The 608-nt window shown below is 65.5% G+C and carries 1 protein-coding gene; it reads right to left on the bottom strand.

All coding sequences use genetic code 11. The features are described 5' to 3' along the window. Positions 1 to 55 precede the first annotated feature (55 nt). On the bottom strand, positions 56 to 608 hold a 553-nt coding region (locus QT222_RS00115), incomplete at its 5' end, for a GTP cyclohydrolase IIa (protein WP_491475913.1).

The raw sequence follows: 608 nt of genomic DNA, 5'->3' as shown, positions 1-608 counted from the left end.
CGCGTACTTCGATGCGTTCCGGCGCGACGAAGTAGACCGCACGCCCCTGCATCGTTCAGTCGTCTGCGGTCTCGACAGATGCGTCTGCGAATTCGACGGTCGTCCCGAGGTGACGGCAGTCTTCGAGCGCGTGCTTGGCAGCGAAACCTGCCTCGTGCGCGTTCGAGGCCGTGCCGACGCCGACCTTGAGTTCGACATCCGCGTCGGCCTCGACGTGGTCGATGGCGGCGCGGTACTGCGCTTCGGAGAGGTCGGGAGTGACGGCGATAATGTTGTCGCCGCCGACGAAAAACGACAGCGCGCCGTGTTCCTCTCGGAGATAGCGCATGAGCGACGCGTAGCCCTGTTCGATGTGGATGAACGTGTCGAACTCGTTGAGGCGGTCGGTGTACTTGCCGGTCGCGTCGTTCACGTCGAAGTGTGCGATTTGGAGGTCGGTACCGGACCGGTCGTCCTCGGCGAGCGTCTCGCCGGAGAGTACTTCCCGGCGGTCGCCGTCCTGCGCGCTTCCGGCGCGTTGGATGCCGTTGGTGGCGCGTTCGAGAGCGACTGCGGGCGAGCGGTCGGTCCCGATACCGAGACTGAGCGTCACCGGGTATCGGTTGGCG

The organism is Haloferax sp. s1, assembly GCF_058382125.1.
The sequence above is the reverse complement of the archived record's forward strand: the minus strand, read 5'-3'. Positions and strand labels throughout refer to the sequence as shown.